Origin of the sequence: Halegenticoccus soli (assembly GCF_002844195.1) — an archaeon.
Lineage (GTDB): Archaea > Halobacteriota > Halobacteria > Halobacteriales > Haloferacaceae > Halegenticoccus > Halegenticoccus soli.
Map to the genome: position 1 here is coordinate 273,623 of NZ_PEND01000004.1, position 17,480 is coordinate 291,102.

A 17,480-nucleotide genomic window follows, 5' to 3' on the forward strand; every position below is an offset into this window, starting at 1 on the left:
GACGCCAACGGCACGTATGAGCAGCCGCCGCGACGACCGGGACATGGGGGACCGAAACCGGGACGAGGAGCTCGCGGACCTCCTCGACGAGCTCGGGACGACGCTCGACCGCCTCCGGGAATCGCCGGAGTACCGCAGCCGCCGGTTCAGGCCGCCGACGCCCCGCGAGATCCTCCGGTTCACCGAGGAGTACACCATCCCGACGGTCATCGCCGTCCTGGAGGCGAACATCCGGGCGCTCGAACTCCTCGGGCGGCTCCTCCGCCTCGCCGACCCGGAGCGCGCGCTCCGGGAGGAGTCCGACGCCGCCCGCGGCCGGATGGATTCGGTCCGGCGGGACGCGGTCGACGGGCTCGAACGGGCGATGTCGGACCTCCGGACCGCGCTCTCGGAGGCGGACCTCCCGGAGAATCCGGAGTCGCGCTCGATCATCGAGGACGCGCGCGAGCTGACCGCCGAGATCGAATCGCGGATCGGCGAGAGCCGCCGCGCGGCCGAATCACGGGACGGGGACCGACGACGCGGATCGACGGGGGAGCGCGGCGTCTCCATCGCCGTCGACGACGAGGTCGGCGCGGACGACGGCGACGAGGAACGCGGCGCGAGCGGCGGAGACGGCGACGGTGGCGCGAACGGGAACAGAAGAGGCTCGACGGACGACGGAGACGGAGCGTTCGCGACGGGCGACGATCCGGGGGAGGCGGAGGAGCGATCGCGGGTCGACATCGACGCGGAGCTCCGATCGATCAAGGACGAGATGCGGGGAGTCGACGAAGGGGAGGGCCAGCGGTCGGACGAAGACGCCGCCGGTGAGGACGGCGACGGCGGCGACGGGACGGATCGATCGTAGACAGGCCGCGGAGGGCCGTCGGGTCGTCCGCACGCGGAACGCTCAAGACGCAGGCCGGCGACGTCCAGGCGACGATCAGACCGGCTCGAACCGGAACCCGTCCCACTCCTGGCTCGCCGGCTCTCTGATCCCCGCGCCCGGCTCTCGCAGCTCCTCGGCGTACACCGGCCGAACCTCGTCGCCGATCTCCACGTCGATTTCCTCCGGGTTATCGTCGGTCGCCAGCTGGCCGATCGCTCGCACCGGCTCGCCGTCCACGTCGAACTCGACGACCGCGAGGGCGTTCGGCTCCCGGACGCCCGGCGGGGTCGCGGTGCTCGTCGTCCAGGTGACGATCTCCGCGGTGTGCTCGCTCAGGTCGACCGTCCCGACCGGCTCTTCGCCGTCGGGGCCGATCGGGTGACCGGGGTAGGTGATGCTCCCGTCGGGGTAGCGGTACGCCTCCATGGTCGGTTCTCCGCCGTCGCTGTCGCTCATTCGCTCGCCTCCATGATCGTGGTGGTGACGCAGTTGCCGAACCCGCCGACGTTGCACGCGAGGCCGACGTCGGCCTCGACCTGCCGCGCCCCCGCGTCGCCGGTCAGCTGCTCGTAGATCTCGTACACCTGCGCGACGCCGCTCGCCCCGAGGGGGTGGCCCTTCGACTTCAGCCCCCCGGAGGTGTTGATGGGGAGCTCGCCGTCGCGGTCGGTGATCCCCTCTTCGACGGCCTTCCAGCCCTCGCCCTTCTCGAAGAAGCCGAGGTCCTCGCTCTGGAGGAATTCGAGGATGGTGAACATGTCGTGCAGCTCCGCGACGTCGACGTCCTCCGGCTCCAGGTCGGCCATCTCGTAGGCGATCTCGCTCGATTCGACCACGCCCCGCATCGTCGTCGGGTCGGCGCGCTCGTGGACGACGTGGGTGTCCGTCGCGCCGCCGATGCCGGCGATCACGGCGTACTCGTCGGCGTACTCGCGGGCGACCGACTCCGGGCAGAGCATGAGCGCCGCGCTCCCGTCCGTGATCGGACAGAAGTCGTAGAGCCGGAGCGGGTCGGCGATGATCGGCGATTCGAGGACGGTCTCCAGGTCGACCTCCTTGCGGAACTGGGCGTGGGGGTTGTCGACGCCGTTTCTGTGGTTCTTCACGGCGACCTTTCCGAGGCTCTCCCGCGGCGCGTCGTACTCGTGGAGGTACAGCCGCGCGGTGAGCCCGGCGAAGCTCGGGAGCGTGACGCCGTGTTTGTACTCGACCGGGTGCGTCAGCGAGGCGATCACGTCCGTCGCCTCCGCGGTCGACCGGTGGGTCATCTTCTCGCCGCCGACGAGCAGCGTCATGTCGCTCGCCCCGGAGGCGACCGACTGCCAGGCGGCGTACACGCCCGCGCCGCCGCTCGAACTCGTCTGGTCGATCCGGGCCGTGTAGGCGGGCACCGCGGCGAGGTCGTGGGCCAGGGCGTTCGGCACCCCGGTCTGCCCCTCGAACTCCCCGCTCGCCATGTTCGAGACGTAGAGGTGCTCGACTTCGTCGGGCGTGACGCCGGCGTCGTCGAGACACGCCCGCCCGGCCTCCGCGAGGAGGTCGCGGATCCACTCCCCCTCGCGCTTGCCGAACCGGGTCATCGACGCGCCGACGATGGCTACGCGCTCCATAGCCGCATGGGTGCGGGCCATCTGCTTACCGTTTTTCCTTCTCGGCAGGACACTCGCTCCCGAAACCAACTCGGCGAGCGCCCGACAGACCGCTCGACGCGGCCCCGAGAGACGCCCCGAGACGACGCGACACAGCCCCGGGGTATCCCGATTCGAACGCGATAGCTCAACGCAGCACCCGGTAGACGAGTTCGCAGGCGGCCCCCCGGGAGATCGGTTCGTCCCCGTCGACGCCGTCCGGCAGGGAGACGGTCACGCCGTCGGAGCCGTCGACGCCGTCGAAGACGACTCCGCCGGCGGCTCCGTCCACCTCGACCCCGTCCGCGAGCGCCGCCTCGAGTTCGTCGCGGAACGCCGCCGCCGCGATCGTCGTCCCGTTCGGCTCCGGGAGCCGCCGCGCCCGATCGCTCGGGTCCCCGCCGCGCTCGGCGAGTACTTCGGCCGCGAACCCGGCCCACGCCCGAGCGACGGGCTTCGAGAGCGGATCGCCGGGGCGGGCGTCGTACGAGTCGAAGAACCCCTTCGCGCCGAGGAACTGTACCGCGGGGACCCAGTCGGCGTCCGTCCCCATGTCGCACTCGTTGAAGAACGAGCACATGACGCCCCCCTCGACCAGGGCCTGCTGGAGGTTCGAGACGGGGAGGTTCGCCGGGACTGCGTCCTCCTCGTCGGCCAGCGCCGCGGCGACCCCCGCGGCCTCGCCGACGTGCATCCACGTCGGTTCGAGCCGGATCGTCCCGTACCCGACGTGGGTGGCGGACAGGGCGACCGGCACGAGGAGGTTGTTCACGCCCTTCGGCAGGAGCGCGCCGTACGGGATCTGCGACGGGCGAGTCACCTGCGAGGCGTAGAAGAACCCCTCGGGACGGCACCCCGCTCGCCGCTCGTCGCGGCACGCGTGGGAGTCGAGCGGGTACTCCGCGATCGCCACCGCGTCGTCGTGGACGGGCGTTCGATCGAGGTCGGGGGCGTGACGGGCGTCGTTCTCCGTGAACGTCTTTCGACCCTCCAGCCGCCGGGCCTCCCGGACGTACAGCTGCCACGGGAAGTTGTCGTCGTCCTCGAACTCGTCGGCCGCGAGACCCCACTCGCGGGCCTCCTCGCGCACCCCTGCCGGCACCGCGTCGTCGTTCTGCAGGAAGTACAACAGCCCGAGCGCGTGTTCGCGGTGCCGGTCGGCGATCTCGCGGCGGCGCTCCCAGTCGGCCTCCGGGTAGTCGTGGTTCTCGCCGGGCAGGTCCGCGGCGTTCATGTCCGCCTTGTCGTTCGGCAGGTACCGCAGGAGCAGGTACGACCGGAGCCCCGACTCCTCGATCTCGGGCAGTTCGCCGAGGTACGCCTCCCGGTCGTAGTTCGGCGGTCGCTCCGGGCGGCGGCGGTTCCCCGGCTCGCGGCTGAGACAGAGCCGGTAGTTGTACGCCTGGATCGCGTCGTCGCCGACGCCGGTGCTCCCGGGGAAGATCTCGGTGAGCCCCGCCGGGTGCGGGACGAGATCCAGGTCGCCCCGGCACTTCTCGGGCGGAACGTCCAGCGGTCCGCGCCGGTCCGGCGGCGCGCTGTCGTCGCCGTCGCCGACCGCCTCCCGCGGGTAGTAGCGGTCGCCGCGGACGTCCGTGAACAGGCGGCCGGCGAACTGCTCGCCGAACTCGGAGCGCGACTCACGGCCGACCCGGTAGGGGACGCCGACGGTCGCGTAGAGGTCGCCCTCGTAGGTGGCGTCGACGAACGTCTCGGCCGCGACGCGCAGCCGCGCTCCGTCCTCGTCACCCGCGCCTCTTTCGTCATCCTCGACGCTGTCGCTCCCCTCGTCACCTTCGTCTTCCTCACCCGCCCCGAACGGCTCGAACGCGACGCTCCGGACGAGCGAGTTCGAACGCTCGGCTGCGACCGGGCGGTACCCGCGGACCACGTCGAGGTTCGGTTCGGCGTCGACGAGGCGCTCGAACGCCCCCTCCGCCACGTGCGGTTCGAAGACGTAGCCGCCCTCGCAGTACTCGTACTGCTCGGAGCCGCCCCCGTTCGCCGACTCGTAGTGATCGCGGACGGCGGCGACGAACTCCTCTACGATCGGCGCTCGCTCCTTCGTGGTCAGCGTGTCGGTGTAGCTCAGCCCCCCCGCCATCATCCCGCCGAGGCGGTCGTTGTACGTCACGAGCAGCGCGTCGCACCCCTCGCGCGCGGCGCGGACCGCGGCGGCGACCCCGCCCGGCGTGCCGCCGAGGACGGCGACGGTGTAGCGTTCTGACTCCATGATTCGGGCGTCCGTTTTCACGGCGTCCCGCTATTTCAAATCGCGGTCGGGGGCGGCGACGGGGCGTCCGGATCGATCTCAAACCATTTATCCCCCGACGCTCCCGAAATCCGCGCATGGACACGGAGGACGTCGCCCCGGCCGTCGGCGCAGTCGCCTGTCTCGTCCTGCTCGCCGCGCTCGCCGCCCCGTACGCGTTCCTCAGCGCCCCGGAGGTCGGGCTCGCGGAGTACTACGCCTCCGGACCGATCGGCGCGGCCGCCCTGGCGTTCTTCGCGCTCGTCGGCGTCGTCGTGTTCCTCGCCGGCCGGAACGGGAGCGCGGACCCGGACGTCGCGGCGGGCATCGCGCTCGTGCTCGGCGTCTCCGCGCTCGGTCTCTCGCTCCTGTGGGCGCTCTCGATCAACCAGACGCTCCTCTTCAGTTTCCCGCCCGAGGACGCCTGGCTCGAGTACCACCGCTGGGCGGTCGTCGCCGCGGCGGGGCTCGTCGCGCTCAGCGCGGTCGCCTACACCCGGGCGGCGCTGGGCGTCTGAGACGCGACGACGGTCTGCGGCGACGGCGGCCGAGGCTATCGAGGCCATCAAGGCCATCGAGGCTATCGAGGCTTCGGGACGAGGCTGTCGGGCGGTCGTCGAACGCCCGTCGCTTCGCGTCAAGGTCGGCGGTCGTGGACGTTCGGGGAGTTCGATCGAACGTCCCCGCGGCGTCGGGGGCTTTCCGGAACGAGTCGAAAGGCCCTTAAGAGGCAAGCGGGTATGAAGTGATGGACTAGGTCGGGCAGTTAGGCCCTGCTCCCTCGCCCGCAATAGAGTCTTCAGCGGGGACCGAACGCCGGGCGCGTCCGGTCAGACCGGCGCGGGCCCCGGGAGCCAACGTAGAAACCTCGTCCTACGGGGACAGCGGTCCGCGGCATCCGTCCGCAGGGACGGTGCGCCGCGGTTCGCCGGCGGCACCCCGTCAGGCGCGGAAGCGAGCAGCGGATCGTCGGACGTGCGTCGCTCGTAGGGTCGCGGGGTGGAGGAGGCAACCGGGATTACCCGCGCCGGAACGCCGGGCAACCCCGGTCAGTCCGTCCATTCATACTCGATTCTCACTGTTCGACAGCCACGGCGATCCTTCGGAATCGCAGCGCCGGACACGAACTGTCGCGGCGAATCGCTCGAAATCCTCGGCGAGGCCCTCGACGTCGCCGCTCTCACTCGAACCGGAACCGTGCTCGATCCGCCGGTCGCAACCGGTAGCTTCGACTGACCCCCGTTCGAACGGTCGGCCATGAGCGAAGCCACGGCGGGCGGCGTCACCGCCAGGTACTACGAGACGGACGCGGAGCGCGTTCTGACGTTCTCCCGCGACGGGCGGACCGCAGCGATCGCGCAGAACAGAGAGGGGTACGCGATGCTCAAGGTCCGACCGACCCCCGACGGCAACGAGCTGGAGCGGTACTACGGGTTCGACATGGCGCTCGACCACGCGGCCGAACTGCTCGGCGTCTCCCCGCGCGACCTGCCGATCCCCGACGGGGCGTCGGACATGGGGATGTGACCGCCGCGGCGGCGCTCATCGACCGCCGGAGACCGCTCACTTTCGCCAGTAAAACCGCGGCCCGAGGAACAGGTACGCGAGGGCCACGAACAGCAGGCCGAAGGCGAACACCTCGCCGGGAAAGCCCGTGAGGAGGACGGCGAGCGCCTGCACGACGCCCATCACCAGCGCGTCCTGCCAGTGGAGGTCCGGGTAGTTCACCGTCGTCACCATCAGCGCCGCGAGGAGCGCGGTCAGCCCGACGAGCGCCGCCGGCCCCACGAACCACCCGGCGAGCACGCCCGCGGCGAGGATGGTCGCCGCGAGCGTGGTCTGGACGCCCTCGGTCGACTCGGCGTCGCCGTCGTAGGCGGTGTAGAGGCCGAGCCGCACGACCGCCATCGCCACGAACAGGGCGGGACAGGCGATGCCGGCGGCGAAGAGCAGCGGTTCCGACTCGAGCGACCACGCCCCCCTGACGACGGACGCGACGAGGATCGCGGGGGCGACGCCGAAGGAGGCCACGTCCGCGAGCGAGTCGAGGTACTCGCCGGCGGGCGTCCCTCCGACCTTCCGGGCGATGACGCCGTCCAGCCCGTCCGCCATCGCCGCGAGGAGGATGAGCCGGGCCGCCAGGTTCGGCTCGACCGTGGCCGCGACGGCCGCGAGAAAGCCGAGCGCGGCGTTGCTCACCGTCACGGCGTCAGCGAGCCCCAACCGGCCGGCGAACCGGACGAACCGCGGCTGCATACGACGGGAGTTGCGGACCGGGGGTTTACGTTTTTACATCTCCGGCGTTCGCGCGGTCGAGATTCGGCGCGAAAACCACGCCGCCTTTATCGGCTGGGCTCCGAGGATCCGGCATGAACAGGCGGACGTTCCTCGCGAGCGTCGGGGCCGCGGGGCTCGCCGGGGTCGCGGGCTGCACGGCGCTCCAGTTCGGGCCGAAGAACTACGACGTCGGCATGCGGGCCGTCGCGTTCGATCCGTCCGAGTACACGGTCTCCGTCGGCGACGAGGTAGTCTGGACGAACACCAGCTCCCGCGCCCACACCGTGACCGCGTACGAGAACTCGATCCCCGAGGGGGCCGACTACTTCGCCAGCGGCGGGTACGACGGCGAGGCCGCCGCCCGCGAAGCGTGGCGGGAGGACATGGGCGGCGCGCTCACGAGCGGCCAGAGCTACCGGCACACCTTCGACGTGCCCGGCCGGTACGACTACGTCTGCATCCCGCACGAACAGGGCGGGATGATCGGCACGATCGTCGTCGAAAAGTAGCGGGTTCGCGGCGCGGACCGACGTCGACGAACGCTCGCCCGCGAGCGTCGCCGCGCGTTACTCCTGCTCGACTTCTTCGACCGCCACGTCCGACTCGTCGACTTCGACGGCCGTCTCCGCCTCCTCTTCGACCTCGTCGGGGCGCGCTTCGAGCGTCAGCTTCTGGATCTCCACCCGGCGCAGCGGGTAGATCGTCTTTGCCTCGCCGTAGATGGCCGACGAGAGCCGGCCGTTGACGACGCTGTCGACGAGCTGCTCGAACGTCCGGTCCTCGGCCGCGTTCTCGACGATATCGACCATGACCCGTCGGATGGCCATCTCCTGGCTCCTGTCGGCCTTCTTCGTCGTGAAGGCGACCGGCTGGATCTGCACCCGGTAGTCGTCCTTCGTCAGGAGCGTGACGTTCGCCCCGATCTTCGACGCGCCGCGGCGCACGAGGCTGCGCAGGTAATCGCGCGTCAGCTCGTGCTTCACGAACTCGGTGTACGCGGCGTCGCTGCCGACGTCGGTCACCTTGAACGTGAGCTTGGTGTTGTTCGACCCGGCGTCGTCGTTGAGTTCGCCGAGCGTGACCTCGATGGTCCTGTCCTGTACCTTCTCCGGTTCGTCGGCGACGGTCTCGCCGAGCTCGGCCCGGTCGAACTGCTCGGGCGCGAGCACGGTGTACCATCGCTTACCTCGCTTCTGCTTGGATACTGATCGTTCGCTCATGGTTGATTTCGGTGTGTGTTCGCTGTCTGTGCGACGGTCTCCGCGACCGTCAGGTTCACCACGTAATCGTCGACTGTCGACTGCAGGCCGCCGGTCGTCTCCCGTTCGATCTCGGTGACGACCGCGTCGCCGTCGACCGTCGTCCGCATCGAGTCCGTGTTGTCCGGGGACACGGCCGCGGCGACGAGGACCGCGTTCTCGTGCCGCGTTTCGATCCGCGCGCGCCTCACGGCAGCGCCCCCCGGAACGCCGAGACGAACGCCTCCGCCGTTCCGTCGAATCGGGCCCCGCCGCGCGTCGCCGTTCCGTACCCCGCGCCCGCACCGCCGCGGGGCGGTCCGTCGGTCGCGTCGGCCTCGCCGCCCGATCCGTCGAGGGCCGCGACCGCCGCCGTCATAACCGAGCCGAGATCGATCGGCTCGACGCTCGCGGCGGCGGCGAACCCGTCGGCGACGACGAGCGCGACCGGCTCCGGCGATCGGAAGTCGCGGAGGAGTCGCGCGACCGTCGGGAGCGCGCCGGGGGGCGTCTCGGACCCGGGGCGGGCGACGAACACGCCGTCGTACCGGCCGGTCGTCGCCTCGGCGAGCGCCGCGTGGGCGTTCCGGGCGTGCTCGCGCCACGCGTCCAGCGCGGCGGTCCGCAGGCGCGTCCTCGCGTCGACGGCGGCCGCGCCGCTGGGAGCGCCGCAGTCACCGTGGCCGAGCGCCAGCGCGACTCCCGTTCCGGGTCGCTCGCGCGCGACCGCGTCGAGGACGTCGGCGTAGCCGCCGACGGTCTCGAACGGCCCGCCGGGGGTCGCGTACGGGCGCAGCGCGCGGCCGACCGCCTCGGCGGCGCGCGGCGTCGCGTCCTCCACGGCCGTCGCCTCGATGGCGACGAGCGAGGCGACCCGTCGGTGCGCGGCTTCGCCGAGGTCCGCGGGCAGCTCCAGCTCGGCCAGCGCCGCGCGGACTCGCTCCACGTCGCCCGACAGGGGCGTGTGGACGAGGGTCGTGTGGGCGACGCCGTCGGCGAGATCCGCCGTCGGCACGGCGACGCCGGGCCTGCGCGAGACGCGGTCGCGGACCTCGGCGGCGTCGAGGAGCGGCGCGCTCCCGTCGGCCTCGACGGTCGACTCGGCCGCGACGACGCCGGCCAGGCCGAGCACCGGATCCGGATCGTCGCCGAGTTCCCGCGCGATCTCGAACCCGGCGAGCGTCGCCGGGCCGGACGCGGCGGAGACGACGAAGTCCGCGTCGCCGCCGGGAACGGCTCCCCCGTCGGGCGCGACGAGCCCGCCGTGGCCGACTCGCACGTCGATCCCGTCGCCGTCGGGGGCGACGGGGATCGAGGCGAGGTCCGGCGACGCCCGGACGTGGAACGGGACGCCGACCGAGCGGAGCGCCCGCGCGAGGATGCCGCTCGCCGCGAGCGAGTCGCCGTCGGCGCGGGCGACGATCCGAACGAACGGGGCGTCGCGGAGCGCCGCGGCGACCTCGGCGGCGGTGGCGTTCTCGTCGGCGGAGCGCGCGGTCGACATCGGGGTACGCGGTTATTCGAGGAGGTCCCTCGCCGTCCGGTAGTTGTAGGTGAAGTCCGCGTCGAGCTTGTCGCCGCGGTAGTAGTTGACGAGGCGGCGGATCTTCGACTCGGTGTTCTGCAGGGCGCGTCGGTTCTGGTGGTCCTGGGGGTTGCGCTCGACGTGCTCGCGCAGGCGGACGGCGCGCTCCATCAGCTTCCGGAGGTCCTCGGGAAGCCCGGGCGCGGCGTCGTTGTCCTCCAGGATCTCAGTGATCTTCTTGCCGGTCGCCAGCTTGACGTTCGGGACCGGCGTGCCCTTCACGCCCTCGTCGCGGAGCTTCAGGCCGATGACGCTCGGGTCGTGGCCCTGCTCCGCGAGCTCGACGACGCGCTCTTCGATCTCCGCCGCGTCTACGTCGCTCCACTCCGGTGGTTCGTCTGCCGCCGGGCGGTCCGAGCCGGACTGCCCGCGACGGCGGGTGTGCATTCGTGCCATAGTTGCGGATTGGAACGCACTGACCGCAGGATAGCGTACCCGACGGCGACGGCTGTCGCCCCGGGGCACTATCGCAATCCCGAGCCCGGTCGAAGCCGACCGGACGAGTCAGATTTGCGATCGTGCTGTTCCCGCGTGAGTATCCCCCCGTGGCGGACTAAACCGTTTCGACTTCGTCGGCTCCGATCCGGAGGTACATCCCCTTCGAGGCCGGCGCGGTGGGCTCGAAGCCGAACCGCTCGTAGAAGCCGTCCACGTCGGCCATCAGGTTCACGTACGCCGATTCCGGGGCACTCTCCCGGAGGTACCTCACCAGCGCGGCGACGATCTCCGTCCCGAGTCCGCGCCCCTGGTGGTCGGGATGCACCGCGACGTCGACGAGCTGGTAGACGGTGCCCCCGTCGCCGACGATCCGCCCCATGCCGACCACCTCGTCTTCGCCCTCGGGGACGACGGCCACGCCGTAGACGCTGTTCGGCAGGCCGCGCTCCGCCGCTTCGAGGGTCCGCGGGGCCATCCCCGCCGCCTCGCGGAGGGCGACGAACTCCTCCGGTGTCGGGAGTTCCTCGCGGAGTTCGTAGCTCATGTTGCTGCGGTGGCGTTCCGGTCTGATAGGCGTATCTACTCGCGACGGAGCGCGCTTTTCGCGCCCGATTCGGCCCGCCCCCGAAAGTCGAAGGCCTTATTAGCTATACCGGGGTACGATGAGGTGCGTTCGAGGGCTCGTAGATCAGAGGTAGATCACTCCCTTGGCATGGGAGAGGCCCCGGGTTCAAATCCCGGCGAGTCCATCGGAGCGACCGAGGTTTTCCGAGGGAGCGAGAATGGGCGAGCTGAGCGTGAGCGAAGCGAACGCGTGGATTTGAAGCCCTGGAAGTCGCAGCCCGCGCAGCGAAGCGAGCAGGACCGTCTTCCTCTGGGTTCAAATCCCGGCGAGGCCACTTTCTACCCTCACTTCGTTCGGTCAGTCGTAGCCTCGCCGACCTTCGCGAACGCTCCGCGTTCGCTCAGTCCCGGCGAGTCCATACGGCTTCTGCTTTCGTTCCGATCGAACAGACGGAGTCGAGGCCTATTTAAGATGGCACCGTATGATCACGGAAGCAGGCAACTCAAGATGGCGGTCTGGCGAACTCTCCTGCGACTCTCCGCTGATCTTCACGATACCGGAGACGTGCAGGCTATCGATGCTATCGAGTGATTAAGACGATACTGAGACCTGCGAACGCGATTCCAATAAATTTCGTTATCGTAACCTCGTCTCCGAGAACGACCATACCGATGATGGCCGCTACGACGAAGTACATCGCACCGAGAGTAGAGACCGTTGTCGTTGACCCTTGGGAGAATCCGATGTACATCGAAATGAGGCCGGTTCCAGTGAACAATCCAGCCGCGCCAGCAAGCAGCCCTCCTCTCGCAGTAACGGCGAGCGATGCATCTGAAACGACGATAAATCCAAGTGCGAGAAGACCCGCTACGAGATACGAGATCGCGGCGGCAGTCCTCGGATCGATGGACTCCGACGCAGCGTTGCCCAAGATTATCCAAATCCCCCACGACGTCATTGTAATCAAGCCGAACAAAATTCCTGAATCCATTTCAGCAAATCCCATCAGTGAGGACCTCGTATCGCTATTTAAAGAAGATCCGTGCTCATTATAACTGGTGTTCAAATACTCGCTGTCAAAGTATGAGTGTGCTTTGGGTAAGTTATACACCGGGTATGTTGACATGTATGCGGAAGCTGAACAACTCTTGTCGGTTAGTTTTCGTCCCGGTCTGACACAGGTTCAGGAATACCGTCGGACCCCGATAGGTGTTGTCTCGCTACAGTGGCACTTTAACTGAGCAGCTGATTCGCTGCGTCACATTAACGACCCCAGCACTGTCGCCAAGAGCGCCGTCCGGACGCTGCTCACCTGGGTGGGGGGTGAGCCCAGCGAGGGGTACTGTTCCGGTTCCATCACACTAGAACGAAGAACTGCTTGGATTAATTATTGGGAGAATTGTATTTCTCCACGGCTTCGTATAGAAGTCGCTCGACTGTATTGCGGGTTCAGTAACGACGCCCGTCAGACGGTTTTCACGAGTTCCGACCTGTTGATCGTCCCCCCACTGATCGGCGGTAACCGGATAATCCCAAAATCGCACGCGCTCAAATAGCGCGGTCACATGCACGCCTACGTACCAACCCGTTCGCGAGTCACCGTCCACGACGGACGATACGAAACTACCGCATGAAATCAGCGTGCTACAACTCGATCAATCGACCTCGCTTCTTCCGGTATCGGTTTCCTACCGGAGCATCGATGACCTCACAGGATCGCGGATCAGACCCTCACCGTTCCTACGACGCGACGCTCTAACCTTGCTGGTCGTCACTGTCACGGACAGCCAGGTGGACAACTCGTCAGGTGAATCGTGATCGAAGCGAACTATTGATCGAAAAACACGCCATCTTCTGTTACGACGAGGCTCTCTATGACTCGTCTTCCTTGTTCGCTCAACGTGTACTGTCCGTTTTCGTTGACGATATACCTATTTAGTTGACGAAGATGATAATTGAGCTTCCCGTTGTCGTCGATCGATGTCGCGGCTCGGAGATCGGTGTACGAAATCGGGCTCTCACGCTCGTATATGGCGTTGAGAATTTCGAGGCGAATCGGATTCGAAAGGACCCCGAACGCTTCCGAAACGTCCCCAATTTTCGTCTGATCGAACGGCCGTCCTGAAGCGGTTGCGCTACCGGGCCAGACCCAAGTCGGGATTGCCATCGGTTGTCTCGTATGTCCTTTGTGGACCTCGTCCGTAATTCTATCTCTTCAGGGTTCACCCGTCTCCTCAGCGCTTTCTATAGATCTCTGTCGAGTCGAAATTGACGATGGCGTAGCGCAGCTCGATCGGGAGAACTCCGATACCCCCTCTGTAGTTGGACAGTTCGGGAACTGTCCGTTCTCGGGCATAAAGTCGGTCAACGAGAATTTTCGAACTCCTCTCTCAGTAGCCCGAATACGAACGCATCGACGTATTCTCCGTTAACGTAGTAGTGACTGCGCAATCGGCCTTCTCGCTGAAAGCCGACTTTTTCCAACACGCGCATTGATGCCTTATTCTGTTCAAACACCCGAGCCATAAGTTTGTGAAGCCGCCTATCGTCGAAGCCGTACTCGACCGCGAGTTGTAGCGCCTCGGTCGCGTAGCCGCTTCCGCGATGCTCTTCACAGATCCAGTAGCCGATCTCCCCATAGCCGGAAACGTCGTCGATTTGTGGGAACCAGATGAACCCTACTGGTTCGCCGTTCCGACACGGGATGAAATGTGCTCTCGGATCATCGTTTTCCGCTATATACGAGGCGATTTGCCCGTCGGACAGCGGTTTACGCCGATTCGTCATCCGTCGGTTGGAGGGTCGATTCCAATGGTTCCGGATGAACTCGTAGTCCTCGGGTTCAACCGTCCATAGCGCGAGGCGGTCACCCGCTAGGAAAACAGACCCTGGCATCGTCCTACTCTCGATTATAACTTTTTCTCGATAACGTAACCCCACTTCTCGAAATCGAGACTACCGTAGAAGTCGTGGACGTTCTCCTTCTCGAGGGGCGTTGCCAGGGCGAGGTACTCGCAGTTTCTTTCGGAGGCCCACTCCTCGACGTGATTTACTAGTTCTGCTCCATACCCTCGCCCCCGAACGGGCTCGTCAACGACCAGATCGTAGAGCCAGGCGTGTTTCGTGTGGTGGAGAAACTCACGAACAAGGACACCTGCTACGCCTACCAACTCGTCGTCTGCGAACTTCCCGAAGAGATGATACTCATCAGCCCCTGTCCACCTCATTACCTCGTCCGGGGTTGAGTCGCTCCATAACTGCCTGAGGATCGGAACCGCGGATCGTCGTTCCGTCTCGGATCCTAATTTCCGTATTGTCATGTATTGCGTATCGGGTGCTTCAAGCGGGCGGAAGGCCTCCTCGATCCCTCACCGAACTGGTCACAAGTATGAATGATATCACTTTCCATTTTTGTAAATACGGAACTTATTTGTCGGAGAAATAAATTTCTCCGAAAATTCATGCGGCGCACGGACAATAGAGACTGGTGCTGAACGATCTGAGAGAGGGTGCTTATGGAAAAAGAAGAGAACGCGCTGCCTCGTTTCGAGGAGAGCAGTTCGTCTGAGACGAACGAGGTTGTATTTTCGCTAACCGGTATCCGTGATGGCTATCTGCAATGTCTCCCGGTCGCCCTCGGTGTCGGGGGCTATGGGATCGTATTCGGAGTACTCGCCCGCCAAGCCGGACTGAGCACGGGAGAGGCGGTTCTGATGAGCGCAACTGTTCTCGCCGGCGCAGCCCAGCTCATCGCGATGGAGATGTGGACAGATCCGATACCGGCAGTTGCTCTCGTCGGGACAACGTTCGTGGTGAACCTCCGGTACCTGCTAATGGGTGCTGCGCTCCGCCCCTGGTTTACGCACCTCACTGCCGCTCAAGCCTACGCGAGTATCTTTTTCACCGCGGACGAAAACTGGGCGCTCACAATAAGCGAATTCCGGACGGGTAGTCGCCATGGATCGTTCTTGTTAGGGAGCGGCTTGGCAATCTGGTCGTTTTGGGTCACTGCGACCGTCGTCGGAGCGGTAGTCGGTGGAGCTATCGAGGATCCAGCTCGATTCGGCCTGGATTTCGTTTTAACGGCAATCTTCCTCGCGATCGCTGTCGATCTCTGGGAGGGACGATCCGATTTCTTGCCGTGGGCTGGAGCTGCCGGAGTCGCCGTGATCACGGCACAAATCCTCCCTGGATACTGGTACATCGTATCCGGCGGGCTTTGCGGATTTTTTGTCGGGGTGGTTCGCTACGATGAGTGATCTCGATTCGAACGTCGTACTTGTCATTCTTGGCATGAGCGTCGCCACATACGTCACGAAGGCAGGGGGGTTCTGGGTCCTCGGTCGGGTCGACATTTCATCCCGGATTCAATCCGGGATAGAGAGGCTCCCCGGTGCGATCGTTGTCGCGGTCGTACTTCCATCGCTCACAAGCGTTGGCCCGCCTGCATGGATTGCGGCCGTTGTTGTGATCGTTGGGGCCTGGCGGACCGATAGCGTAGTGCTGACGTTGATGCTGGGAATCGGGTGTATCGTCATTCTACGGCAGGTGTTCTGACGTACGGACAACCACAAACGGTGTGCAAAATGGACGAAGACACGAAATACGACGTAGCGACCGAGGCGATTCACAGCGGTGAAAACGACGCGGGTACCGAGACGGGTGACGTGGTTTCCCCGATTCACCTCGCAACGCATCACGAGATGCGGTCTCCGGGCAGACCGGGACACGATTACAAGTACTCTCGGTTCGGAAATCCGACCCGAGACGCTCTCGAAATCCGTCTCGCTCGGCTATCGGGGGCAGAGTACGCGACTGCGTTCAGTTCAGGCACAGCAGCGATTGCCACCGCGGGACTGACGCTCACAGGACCAAGTGAGCATATCGTCGCATTCGACGGGATTTACGGCGGGACCCGGCTTTTATTCGATGATCTCTTCGGAGGGCAACTCGGCGTCGAAATCGATTATGTAGACGCTACCAGCCCGGACAGTGTGGCCGCCGCGATTCGGCCGGAGACGAGTCTCATCTGGATGGAGACACCGACAAACCCGCTCTTGAAGCTCTGCGATCTCGACGCAATCTCGGAAATAGCTGACGAACGCGAAATACCGCTGGGGGTCGATAATACCTTTGCCACGCCGTTTTTCCAGCGACCACTCGAACACGGAGCAGATCTCGTCGTCCACAGCACGACCAAATATCTGAACGGTCACAGCGATTCGACGGGGGGCGTCGTCGTGACGAACGACTCCGCCGTCGCAGATCGTGTCTCCGAACTACAACAGTACGATCTCGGCAATCTCCTCGCCCCATTTGACGCGTATCTGGTACTTAGGGGGACGAAGACCCTCCCGTTGAGGATGGAGAAACACGCAGCGAACGCCGAACGTGTCGCAGAATTTCTCAGTAACCACCCGGCGGTACTCAGCGTGAACTACCCAGGCATGGAGTCCCACCCGCAACATGAGTTAGCTGAGCGCCAGATGGACGGATTCGGAGGCGTCGTCTCGTTCGAATTAGACGCTACGGAAGCTGAAACTAGAGCGGTACTGGAAAGATTGGACTTGTTTAAGATCGCGGTGAGTCTCGGTGGCGTAGAATCGCTCATCGACCATCCGTGGTCGATGTCCGCCTCGTTTATTTCACCGGAAGAACGGCGGGCAGCGGGCATTTCGGAATCGCTCGTCCGTTCTCCGGTCGGCATCGAGTGCAGCGATGATCTGATTAGCGATCTCGAGCGAGCTCTTTCACACCTCCGACAGTAGGTGACGACGTTCAAACGGCGCACGGGAATTAAGACCGGGTCGTATTGTAGACCGATCCCAGTCACGTCTCTGTCGGTGGACGTCCGCGGGACAAAAACCAGGTTCTCCAGTTCGCAAGGCGATCTATGGGTCGCGTAAACGAGGGCGACCTCGAATGGGCGGAAGCGGATCAAGGAAAGGTGAATTACCGTCCGGCCACGAGTCGTGGACGTACCAGTACCGCACCGCGAACGAAGAGGCGCTCTACGTGCTTGCTGGAACCGGGACGCTTCGGTTCGCCGGCGACACACGTACGCTCAGCGAAGGAGATTACGTATCTTTCCCCTCTGATGAGACTGGCGGACACAAAGTGATCAACGCTCCCGACTCGCCGCTTCGATATCTCGTCGTCTCGACGACGAATGAGCCCGACGTGACGGTGTATCCGGATTCGGACAACCCGGGGATATTCGTCGGCTCCGCGCCCGGTGGACGTGACGAACGGTCCATCCACGGGTACTATCACCGCGGGGATGACGTCGACTACCGGGAAGACGCTTAACCCGTATCCGCGTTCCAACTACCCTCCGGTGGAAACGCACGCCTACCGAACAGGTATTCCAGCTCCCGTAGTCCAAAGCTTTTCAAAGAGAGATCGTACGACGAAAAATCCACGCCGCGTTTCACACGCGTCCATCGAGGACAGCGTCCGCACAAACCTCGGTCGCAACTACTGATCCCCCGCGACCGCTCCGATCGGAGCGGTTCCAGACCCTTCTTTTCGATACGCTAACTGATTGAGCCACGCGAAAAAACGGGGACCTCAGAGGACGCGTACGCGTTCGTGCGCCCCCGAATAACCGACGACCACGCCCATCGA

General features: G+C 65.6%; 21 protein-coding genes, 1 tRNA gene and 1 other RNA gene. 10 read left to right on the forward strand and 13 right to left on the reverse strand.

Annotated features, from left to right (window positions below):
* The first annotated feature begins 16 nt into the window (after nt 1–16).
* Nucleotides 17–850 (forward strand): DUF7547 family protein, encoded by an 834-nt coding sequence (locus CNO20_RS12585; protein ID WP_233204174.1) that lies wholly within the window; start codon nt 17–19, stop codon nt 848–850.
* A gap of 75 nt (nt 851–925) precedes the next feature.
* On the opposite strand, the gene CNO20_RS12590 is transcribed toward CNO20_RS12585, so the two are convergent.
* From CNO20_RS12590 to CNO20_RS12600, 3 genes are all read right to left on the reverse strand, one after another.
* Complete coding sequence (locus CNO20_RS12590; RefSeq protein WP_101296475.1) at nt 926–1,327, reverse strand: OB-fold domain-containing protein; 402 nt, start codon at nt 1,325–1,327, stop codon at nt 926–928.
* Nucleotides 1,324–2,481 (reverse strand): thiolase family protein, encoded by a 1,158-nt coding sequence (locus tag CNO20_RS12595; protein WP_101296476.1) that lies wholly within the window; start codon nt 2,479–2,481, stop codon nt 1,324–1,326. Before CNO20_RS12595 ends, CNO20_RS12590 begins: the two co-directional genes overlap by 4 nt.
* Before the next feature lie 166 nt (nt 2,482–2,647).
* The gene (locus CNO20_RS12600; RefSeq protein ID WP_233204176.1) at nt 2,648–4,732 is read right to left on the reverse strand and encodes an FAD-dependent oxidoreductase; all 2,085 of its coding nucleotides are present in this window, start codon (nt 4,730–4,732) and stop codon (nt 2,648–2,650) included.
* 116 nt (nt 4,733–4,848) lie between these two features.
* Between CNO20_RS12600 and CNO20_RS12605 the strand changes: the two genes are divergently transcribed.
* The 3 genes from CNO20_RS12605 to CNO20_RS12615 all read left to right on the forward strand — a co-directional run bounded on the left by CNO20_RS12605 (nt 4,849) and on the right by CNO20_RS12615 (nt 6,277).
* The gene (locus CNO20_RS12605; RefSeq protein ID WP_101296477.1) at nt 4,849–5,268 is read left to right on the forward strand and encodes a DUF7548 family protein; all 420 of its coding nucleotides are present in this window, start codon (nt 4,849–4,851) and stop codon (nt 5,266–5,268) included.
* A gap of 228 nt (nt 5,269–5,496) precedes the next feature.
* Nucleotides 5,497–5,810, forward strand: an RNA gene (gene ffs / locus CNO20_RS12610) — signal recognition particle sRNA.
* Nucleotides 5,811–6,007: 197 nt separating this feature from the next.
* Nucleotides 6,008–6,277 carry a DUF7111 family protein gene (locus CNO20_RS12615; RefSeq protein ID WP_101296478.1) on the forward strand — a complete coding sequence of 90 codons (270 nt, stop codon included), beginning with the start codon at nt 6,008–6,010 and terminating at the stop codon, nt 6,275–6,277.
* Nucleotides 6,278–6,313: 36 nt separating this feature from the next.
* Here CNO20_RS12615 and CNO20_RS12620 read toward each other — a convergent pair whose 3' ends face one another.
* Nucleotides 6,314–7,006, reverse strand: a complete 693-nt coding sequence (locus CNO20_RS12620; RefSeq protein WP_101296479.1) for a protein sorting system archaetidylserine synthase — start codon at nt 7,004–7,006, stop codon at nt 6,314–6,316.
* A 113-nt stretch (nt 7,007–7,119) separates the two neighbouring features.
* Here CNO20_RS12620 and CNO20_RS12625 point away from each other — a divergent pair, with 113 nt between their 5' ends.
* A complete protein-coding gene (locus CNO20_RS12625) occupies nt 7,120–7,536 on the forward strand; it encodes a cupredoxin domain-containing protein (RefSeq protein WP_101296480.1) in 417 nt (138 codons plus the stop codon).
* A gap of 57 nt (nt 7,537–7,593) precedes the next feature.
* On the opposite strand, the gene CNO20_RS12630 is transcribed toward CNO20_RS12625, so the two are convergent.
* The 5 genes from CNO20_RS12630 to CNO20_RS12650 all read right to left on the reverse strand — a co-directional run bounded on the left by CNO20_RS12630 (nt 7,594) and on the right by CNO20_RS12650 (nt 10,832).
* A complete protein-coding gene (locus CNO20_RS12630; RefSeq protein ID WP_101296481.1) occupies nt 7,594–8,247 on the reverse strand; it encodes a 30S ribosomal protein S3ae in 654 nt (217 codons plus the stop codon).
* Nucleotides 8,244–8,477: a KEOPS complex subunit Pcc1 gene (locus CNO20_RS12635; protein WP_101296482.1), complete on the reverse strand. Its 234-nt coding sequence runs from the start codon at nt 8,475–8,477 to the stop codon at nt 8,244–8,246. The genes CNO20_RS12630 and CNO20_RS12635 overlap by 4 nt, the downstream gene beginning before the upstream one ends.
* Nucleotides 8,474–9,769, reverse strand: coding sequence for an exonuclease RecJ (locus CNO20_RS12640; RefSeq protein WP_101296483.1), 1,296 nt, complete (start codon nt 9,767–9,769; stop codon nt 8,474–8,476). Before CNO20_RS12640 ends, CNO20_RS12635 begins: the two co-directional genes overlap by 4 nt.
* Nucleotides 9,770–9,781: 12 nt before the next feature.
* On the reverse strand, nt 9,782–10,246 hold the full coding sequence (locus tag CNO20_RS12645; protein WP_101296484.1) for a 30S ribosomal protein S15: 465 nt from the start codon (nt 10,244–10,246) through the stop codon (nt 9,782–9,784).
* A gap of 157 nt (nt 10,247–10,403) precedes the next feature.
* A complete protein-coding gene (locus CNO20_RS12650) occupies nt 10,404–10,832 on the reverse strand; it encodes a GNAT family N-acetyltransferase (RefSeq protein ID WP_101296485.1) in 429 nt (142 codons plus the stop codon).
* A gap of 133 nt (nt 10,833–10,965) precedes the next feature.
* Between CNO20_RS12650 and CNO20_RS12655 the strand changes: the two genes are divergently transcribed.
* A tRNA-Ala gene (locus CNO20_RS12655) sits at nt 10,966–11,037 on the forward strand.
* A gap of 396 nt (nt 11,038–11,433) precedes the next feature.
* Here the strand turns inward: CNO20_RS12655 and CNO20_RS12665 are convergent.
* The 4 genes from CNO20_RS12665 to CNO20_RS12675 all read right to left on the reverse strand — a co-directional run bounded on the left by CNO20_RS12665 (nt 11,434) and on the right by CNO20_RS12675 (nt 14,173).
* Nucleotides 11,434–11,859 carry an EamA family transporter gene (locus CNO20_RS12665; protein ID WP_101296486.1) on the reverse strand — a complete coding sequence of 142 codons (426 nt, stop codon included), beginning with the start codon at nt 11,857–11,859 and terminating at the stop codon, nt 11,434–11,436.
* An 822-nt stretch (nt 11,860–12,681) separates the two neighbouring features.
* Nucleotides 12,682–13,020 (reverse strand): winged helix-turn-helix domain-containing protein, encoded by a 339-nt coding sequence (locus tag CNO20_RS23025; protein WP_158237411.1) that lies wholly within the window; start codon nt 13,018–13,020, stop codon nt 12,682–12,684.
* 197 nt (nt 13,021–13,217) lie between these two features.
* Nucleotides 13,218–13,748, reverse strand: a complete 531-nt coding sequence (locus tag CNO20_RS12670) for a GNAT family N-acetyltransferase (RefSeq protein ID WP_101296487.1) — start codon at nt 13,746–13,748, stop codon at nt 13,218–13,220.
* Nucleotides 13,749–13,762: 14 nt separating this feature from the next.
* Nucleotides 13,763–14,173, reverse strand: a complete 411-nt coding sequence (locus CNO20_RS12675; RefSeq protein WP_101296488.1) for a GNAT family N-acetyltransferase — start codon at nt 14,171–14,173, stop codon at nt 13,763–13,765.
* Between the two features lie 195 nt (nt 14,174–14,368).
* Between CNO20_RS12675 and CNO20_RS12680 the strand changes: the two genes are divergently transcribed.
* The 4 genes from CNO20_RS12680 (at nt 14,369) to CNO20_RS12695 (ending at nt 17,162) form a co-directional block, all read left to right on the forward strand.
* Complete coding sequence (locus tag CNO20_RS12680) at nt 14,369–15,112, forward strand: AzlC family ABC transporter permease (protein WP_101296489.1); 744 nt, start codon at nt 14,369–14,371, stop codon at nt 15,110–15,112.
* On the forward strand, nt 15,105–15,410 hold the full coding sequence (locus CNO20_RS12685) for an AzlD family protein (protein WP_101296490.1): 306 nt from the start codon (nt 15,105–15,107) through the stop codon (nt 15,408–15,410). The genes CNO20_RS12680 and CNO20_RS12685 overlap by 8 nt, the downstream gene beginning before the upstream one ends.
* 29 nt (nt 15,411–15,439) lie before the next feature.
* Nucleotides 15,440–16,621, forward strand: a complete 1,182-nt coding sequence (locus CNO20_RS12690; RefSeq protein ID WP_101296491.1) for a trans-sulfuration enzyme family protein — start codon at nt 15,440–15,442, stop codon at nt 16,619–16,621.
* Between the two features lie 154 nt (nt 16,622–16,775).
* On the forward strand, nt 16,776–17,162 hold the full coding sequence (locus tag CNO20_RS12695) for a cupin domain-containing protein (protein ID WP_101296492.1): 387 nt from the start codon (nt 16,776–16,778) through the stop codon (nt 17,160–17,162).
* The last annotated feature ends 318 nt before the right edge of the window (nt 17,163–17,480 follow it).

What these genes read in the sequence shown, in the direction of transcription:
- CNO20_RS12585 (WP_233204174.1), top strand. Translation starts at nt 17, where the DNA reads ATGAGCAGCCGCCGCGACGACCGGGACATGGGGGACCGAAACCGGGAC.
- CNO20_RS12590 (WP_101296475.1), bottom strand. Translation starts at nt 1,327, where the DNA reads ATGAGCGACAGCGACGGCGGAGAACCGACCATGGAGGCGTACCGCTAC.
- CNO20_RS12595 (WP_101296476.1), bottom strand. Translation starts at nt 2,481, where the DNA reads ATGGAGCGCGTAGCCATCGTCGGCGCGTCGATGACCCGGTTCGGCAAG.
- CNO20_RS12600 (WP_233204176.1), bottom strand. Translation starts at nt 4,732, where the DNA reads ATGGAGTCAGAACGCTACACCGTCGCCGTCCTCGGCGGCACGCCGGGC.
- CNO20_RS12605 (WP_101296477.1), top strand. Translation starts at nt 4,849, where the DNA reads ATGGACACGGAGGACGTCGCCCCGGCCGTCGGCGCAGTCGCCTGTCTC.
- CNO20_RS12615 (WP_101296478.1), top strand. Translation starts at nt 6,008, where the DNA reads ATGAGCGAAGCCACGGCGGGCGGCGTCACCGCCAGGTACTACGAGACG.
- CNO20_RS12620 (WP_101296479.1), bottom strand. Translation starts at nt 7,006, where the DNA reads ATGCAGCCGCGGTTCGTCCGGTTCGCCGGCCGGTTGGGGCTCGCTGAC.
- CNO20_RS12625 (WP_101296480.1), top strand. Translation starts at nt 7,120, where the DNA reads ATGAACAGGCGGACGTTCCTCGCGAGCGTCGGGGCCGCGGGGCTCGCC.
- CNO20_RS12630 (WP_101296481.1), bottom strand. Translation starts at nt 8,247, where the DNA reads ATGAGCGAACGATCAGTATCCAAGCAGAAGCGAGGTAAGCGATGGTAC.
- CNO20_RS12640 (WP_101296483.1), bottom strand. Translation starts at nt 9,769, where the DNA reads ATGTCGACCGCGCGCTCCGCCGACGAGAACGCCACCGCCGCCGAGGTC.
- CNO20_RS12645 (WP_101296484.1), bottom strand. Translation starts at nt 10,246, where the DNA reads ATGGCACGAATGCACACCCGCCGTCGCGGGCAGTCCGGCTCGGACCGC.
- CNO20_RS12650 (WP_101296485.1), bottom strand. Translation starts at nt 10,832, where the DNA reads ATGAGCTACGAACTCCGCGAGGAACTCCCGACACCGGAGGAGTTCGTC.
- CNO20_RS12665 (WP_101296486.1), bottom strand. Translation starts at nt 11,859, where the DNA reads ATGGGATTTGCTGAAATGGATTCAGGAATTTTGTTCGGCTTGATTACA.
- CNO20_RS23025 (WP_158237411.1), bottom strand. Translation starts at nt 13,020, where the DNA reads ATGGCAATCCCGACTTGGGTCTGGCCCGGTAGCGCAACCGCTTCAGGA.
- CNO20_RS12670 (WP_101296487.1), bottom strand. Translation starts at nt 13,748, where the DNA reads ATGCCAGGGTCTGTTTTCCTAGCGGGTGACCGCCTCGCGCTATGGACG.
- CNO20_RS12675 (WP_101296488.1), bottom strand. Translation starts at nt 14,173, where the DNA reads ATGACAATACGGAAATTAGGATCCGAGACGGAACGACGATCCGCGGTT.
- CNO20_RS12680 (WP_101296489.1), top strand. Translation starts at nt 14,369, where the DNA reads ATGGAAAAAGAAGAGAACGCGCTGCCTCGTTTCGAGGAGAGCAGTTCG.
- CNO20_RS12685 (WP_101296490.1), top strand. Translation starts at nt 15,105, where the DNA reads ATGAGTGATCTCGATTCGAACGTCGTACTTGTCATTCTTGGCATGAGC.
- CNO20_RS12690 (WP_101296491.1), top strand. Translation starts at nt 15,440, where the DNA reads ATGGACGAAGACACGAAATACGACGTAGCGACCGAGGCGATTCACAGC.
- CNO20_RS12695 (WP_101296492.1), top strand. Translation starts at nt 16,776, where the DNA reads ATGGGCGGAAGCGGATCAAGGAAAGGTGAATTACCGTCCGGCCACGAG.